3 protein-coding genes and 1 pseudogene are annotated in these 5,060 nt (G+C 74.4%); 2 read left to right on the forward strand and 2 right to left on the reverse strand.

The window, feature by feature from the left end; translation table 11 throughout:
- Nucleotides 1-96 precede the first annotated feature (96 nt).
- Together ACFXA3_RS35010 and ACFXA3_RS35015 are read left to right on the forward strand one after the other, a co-directional pair.
- On the forward strand, nt 97-630 hold the full coding sequence (locus tag ACFXA3_RS35010; protein WP_385193792.1) for a SigE family RNA polymerase sigma factor: 534 nt from the start codon (nt 97-99) through the stop codon (nt 628-630).
- Between the two features lie 218 nt (nt 631-848).
- The gene (locus tag ACFXA3_RS35015; protein ID WP_385193796.1) at nt 849-2,498 is read left to right on the forward strand and encodes a long-chain fatty acid--CoA ligase; all 1,650 of its coding nucleotides are present in this window, start codon (nt 849-851) and stop codon (nt 2,496-2,498) included.
- Nucleotides 2,499-2,528: 30 nt separating this feature from the next.
- Here the strand turns inward: ACFXA3_RS35015 and ACFXA3_RS35020 are convergent, their stop codons facing one another.
- Together ACFXA3_RS35020 and ACFXA3_RS35025 are read right to left on the reverse strand one after the other, a co-directional pair.
- Nucleotides 2,529-3,113 carry an antibiotic biosynthesis monooxygenase gene (locus ACFXA3_RS35020; protein WP_385193799.1) on the reverse strand — a complete coding sequence of 195 codons (585 nt, stop codon included), beginning with the start codon at nt 3,111-3,113 and terminating at the stop codon, nt 2,529-2,531.
- A gap of 13 nt (nt 3,114-3,126) precedes the next feature.
- Nucleotides 3,127-5,060, reverse strand: a pseudogene (locus ACFXA3_RS35025) (hypothetical protein); the annotation flags it as partial.

Genomic DNA, 5,060 nt, shown 5'->3' on the forward strand with positions numbered 1-5,060 from the left:
GAGGTGGGGCGGACCCCACCCCTACAACCTGAGATGGACCCGGCTTCGGCACTTGCGGCCGATCCCAGGCGCAGACCGCGCTTCTAGCGTGGAGCCATGACCACGCCTGTGTGCACGCTCGCCTCGAACCCGACGCCGTACCCGTCGTTCTCGGCGTACGTCCGGACCCGCGGCACGGTCCTGATGCGCACCGCACGCTCGCTCACCGCCAACCCGTGCGATGCCGAGGACCTGCTCCAGACGGCCCTCACCAAGACCTACGTCGCCTGGGACCGCATCGAGGACCACCGCGCCCTCGACGGATACGTCCGGCGGGCCCTGGTCAACACCCGTACCTCCCAGTGGCGCAAGCGCAAGGTCGACGAGTTCGCCTGCGACGAGCTCCCGGAGCCCGAGGTCACACCGTCCGCCGACCCCGCCGAGGCGCAGGCCCTGCGCGACGCGATGTGGCGCGCGGTCACCCGCCTGCCCGACCGGCAGCGCGCCATGGTCGTCCTGCGGTACTACGAGGACCTGAGCGAGGCACAGACCGCCGAGCTGCTCGGGGTCTCGATCGGCACGGTCAAGAGCGCCGTCTCGCGGGCCCTGGTCAAGCTCCGCGAGGACCCGGAACTCACCCCGGTCCGCTGACGGCTCCGACGTTTCACGTGAAACATCCACGGGACCCGTCCTGTGCGCCGTGCACCGCCGCTCCGTCCCCGGCCTGTGCACGATGCCACCCCGCGTACCCGAACAGCGATTACCTGCCGTGTTTGTACCGCCGGGTAGTGACATGCCGACCGGTATGCGCGCAGAATCGGCAGCATCCGTAGCCGCCGCAGCGCCGCAGCGCCCACCGGGAGGACGCTTTGCTGAGCACCATGCAGGACGTACCGCTCCTCGTCAGCCGCATACTTCAGCACGGCATGACGATCCACGGTAAATCCCAGGTCACGACCTGGACCGGGGAGGCCGAGCCGCACCGCCGCAGCTTCGCCGAGATCGGTACCCGCGCCACCCGCCTCGCCAACGCCCTGCGCGACGAGCTCGGCGTCCGGCAGGACGACAGGGTGGCCACCCTGATGTGGAACAACGCGGAGCACGTCGAGGCCTACTTCGCGATCCCGTCCATGGGCGCGGTCCTCCACACCCTCAACCTCCGCCTGCCTCCCGAGCAGCTGGTCTTCATCGTCAACCACGCGGTCGACCGGGTCGTGCTCGTCAACGGGACCCTGCTGCCGCTGCTGGCACCGCTGCTGCCGCACCTGCCCACCGTCGAGCACGTGGTGGTCTCCGGCATCGGCGACCGCTCCGCACTCGACGGGCTGGACGTCCGCGTCCACGAGTACGAGGAACTCCTGGCGGGCCGCTCCGAGCACTACGACTGGCCGCAGCTGGACGAGCGCTCGGCCGCCGCCATGTGCTACACCTCCGGGACCACGGGCGACCCCAAGGGCGTCGTCTACTCCCACCGCTCGGTCTACCTGCACTCCATGCAGGTCAACATGACCGAGTCGATGGGCCTGACCGACCGGGACACCACCCTCATCGTCGTCCCGCAGTTCCACGTGAACGCCTGGGGCCTGCCCCACGCCACCTTCATGACCGGCATCAACATGCTGATGCCGGACCGCTTCCTGCAGCCCGCCCCGCTCGCCGAGATGATCGAGCAGGAGAAGCCCACGCACGCCGCGGCCGTCCCCACCATCTGGCAGGGGCTGCTCGCCGAGGTCACCGCCAAGCCGCGCGACCTCACCTCCATGAAGCAGGTCACCATCGGCGGCGCGGCCTGTCCGCCCTCCCTGATGGCCGCCTACGACAAGCTCGGCGTCCGCCTCTGCCACGCCTGGGGCATGACCGAGACCTCCCCGCTCGGCACCATGGCGCACCCGCCGGCCGGCCTGAGCACCGAGGAGGAGTGGCCGTACCGGGTCACCCAGGGCCGGTTCCCGGCGGGCGTCGAGCCGCGCCTGGTGGGCCCCGCGGGCGACGTCCTGCCCTGGGACGGTGAGTCGGCGGGCGAGCTGGAGGTGCGCGGCAACTGGATCGCGGGGGCCTACTACGGCGGCGCGTCCGGCGAAGCGCTGCGTCCCGAGGACAAGTTCAGCGCGGACGGCTGGCTCAAGACCGGCGACGTCGGCGTGATCAGCCCCGACGGCTACCTCACGCTGACCGACCGGGCCAAGGACGTCATCAAGTCCGGCGGCGAGTGGATCTCCAGCGTCGAGCTGGAGAACGCCCTGATGGCGCACCCCGAGGTCGCGGAGGCGGCGGTCGTCGCCGTCCCGGACGACAAGTGGGGCGAACGCCCCCTGGCCACCGTGGTCCTCAAGGACGGCGCGACCGTGGACCACACGGGTCTGCACGTCTTCCTCGGCCAGTCCATCGCCAAGTGGCAGCTGCCCGAGCGCTGGACGTTCGTCGCGGCCGTCCCGAAGACCAGCGTCGGCAAGTTCGACAAGAAGGTGATCCGCAAGCAGTACGCGGACGGCGAGCTGGTCGTCACCACGCTCGGCTGACGCGACGGACCGTTCCCGGGCCGTCCCTGCTCAGCCCTGGCCGGCCTTCGTCAGCCAGGGCCGCAGCAGCCTGCTGACGGCCGGCATCGCCAGGTACGTCATCAGGGTGCTGAAGACGACGGCGAAGGCGGCCGTCCGCAGGACGAAGTGCACGTTCACCAGGTACGGCCCGAGCACGGCGTTCCCGGCGAGCGAGATCGGGAAGATGGCCAGCCCCGAGCTGATCGCCATCTTCCAGCGCGGCGGCGCGGGCCGGGTCGTACCCGGCTTCGCGAACCACGTCTCCATGCCGTGCAGTTCGCGCCGGGCTATCTCGGTGTGGTGGTGCCCGAGGCAGTTGGAGAACCACTGGGCGCGCTCGGCCGAGTCCTGCCACCGCCGGAAGGCCGCCTGGTCCCGGAAGCGGTGGACCAGGAACCACGGCCCGCCGTCCGTGGCCGGCCGGAACAGCCCGTACCCCAGGTGCCCGGGAAACGTCGCGGCCGTCTCCAGGATGCCGTGGGCCCAGGCCTCGAACGTCTCCTCGTGCCCCGGTTCCACCTGCCGGGCGATGAGCAGGTTCACCTCGCCGTTGTCGGCGGGGACGGTCTGCTCACTCGCGTCGATGATGGCCATCGGGCCAGGATGACTAGTTGGTGCCGATCTTGGCCAGCAGGTCCACGATGCGGCCCTGGACGTCGGCCGTGGTGGACCGCTCGGCGAGGAACAGCACGCTCTCCCCGGAGGCCAGCCGCGGCAGTTCGGCCGGGTCGATCCCCGCGGTCGTGTAGACGACCAGCGGCGTCCGGTTCAGCTGCCCGTTGGCGCGCAGCCAGTCCACGATTCCGGACCGCCGGCGCCGGACCTGCATCAGGTCCATGACGACCAGGTTGGGCCGCATCTGCGTCGCCAGCTCCACCGCGTCGGTGTCCGCACCCGCCCGGGCGACGTGCAGGCCGCGCCGTTCCAGGGCGGCCGTCAGCGCCGTGGCGATCTCGTCGTGCTCCTCGATCAGCAGCACCCGGGAGGGGTGCTGCTCGCTGTCGCGCGGCGCGAGCGCCTTGAGCAGGACGGCCGGATCGGCCCCGTACGCCGCCTCGCGCGTGGCGTGCCCCAGCCCGGCCGTGACCAGTACGGGCACCTCCGCGGCGATCGCGGCCTGACGCAGGGACTGCAGGGCGGTACGGGTGATCGGCCCGGTCAGCGGGTCCACGAACAGGGCGGCGGGGAACGCGGCGATCTGTGCGTCCACTTCCTCGCGGGAGTGCACGATCACCGGGCGGTAGCCCCGGTCGCTGAGCGCCTGCTGGGTCTGCACGTCGGGCGCCGGCCACACCAGGAGGCGGCGCGGGTTGTCCAGCGGCTCCGGCGGAAGCTCGTCGTCCACGGGCAGCGGTACGGGCCGGTTGACGACCTCGACGGCGCCGCCCGGGCCGTCCAGCGGCTCGGGGCCCTCGTCGGAGCCCGCCTCGGGAGCTCCTATCGCGAACGCCCGGCCCTGCGGCGCGGGCTCGGCGAGCCGGCGCCGACGGCCGGAGCCGCCCGTGCCGCCCGCGCCGTTGGTGCTCGTGGAGTCGACCGAGATGCCCTGGCCGAGGGTGCCGAGGGCGCGCACGCTGAACGGCTTGGGCGTGGCCTCCTCCGGAGCGTCCTGCGGCTGCCGGGCCGCGGGCACGGCCGCCTGTCCGGCGGCCTCCTCGTCCTCGGCGGCGGTCCGGGCCGCCGGAGCCGGCCAGGCCGGAGTGGCGGGCAGCGCACGCCGCCGGCCGGTCGGCGGTACGGGCTCTTCCGTGCCGGCGGCCGGCTGTGCGGCGGGAGCCGCGGGTTCGCCGCCGGGCGCGGCCAGCACCCGGCGGCCGCGGCGCCCGGCCGGGGCGTCGCCCGCGGTCTCGTCGGGGCCCGGTGCGGCGCCCGCGGCAGGAGCGGCAACAGGAGCAGGAGCGGCAACAGGGGCAGGGGCGGCCGGGCCCTGGGCAGGTGCGGGAGCCGCCGCCGGGGTCGGGCCGGCGGGCAGCGCGAAGCCGCCCTCCGGGGCGATGGGACGTGCGGGGGCCTGGGCGGTGGCCGGGACCGGGCCGAGGCCCGTCGCGGGCACGGGACCGGCGGGCTGCGGAGCGCCGGCCGGACCCAGCGCGCGCCGCCGCCCGGCGGGGTGCTCGGTCACCGGAACCGGCGGCACGGGCCCGGGCGGTACGGGCCCCGGCGGCACGGGCGTCGTCGCCGGCACGGGCGTCGCCGGGCCCGCCGGCGTACCGGGGCCGGGAGCCGGCTGCGGTGCCGGCGGGAGCGCGGGCATGGCGGTGCCCTGCGGGGGAACGGGCCGGCCGGGACCGCTCTGAACCGCCTCGCCGCCGGTTCCGCTTCCGTCTCCGTCCCGGCCGCGACGGCGCCCGGTGCCCAGGCCCGCCGGGTTCACCGGGGACTGCGCGAGCTCGGGTGCGCCGCCGGGAGCGTCCGCCCCCGCCTCGCCCGCCCGCCCCCCCCCGGGCGGCCGCGCCCGTGCGCTCCCCCCCCCCCCGGGGCCCGGGGGCCCCCCCCCCGGCGCGGGGGGCGCCCCCCACGGGCACCTCCGGGGCCGGCTCG

The organism is Streptomyces sp. NPDC059456 (genome assembly GCF_042750055.1).
Lineage (GTDB): Bacteria > Actinomycetota > Actinomycetes > Streptomycetales > Streptomycetaceae > Streptomyces.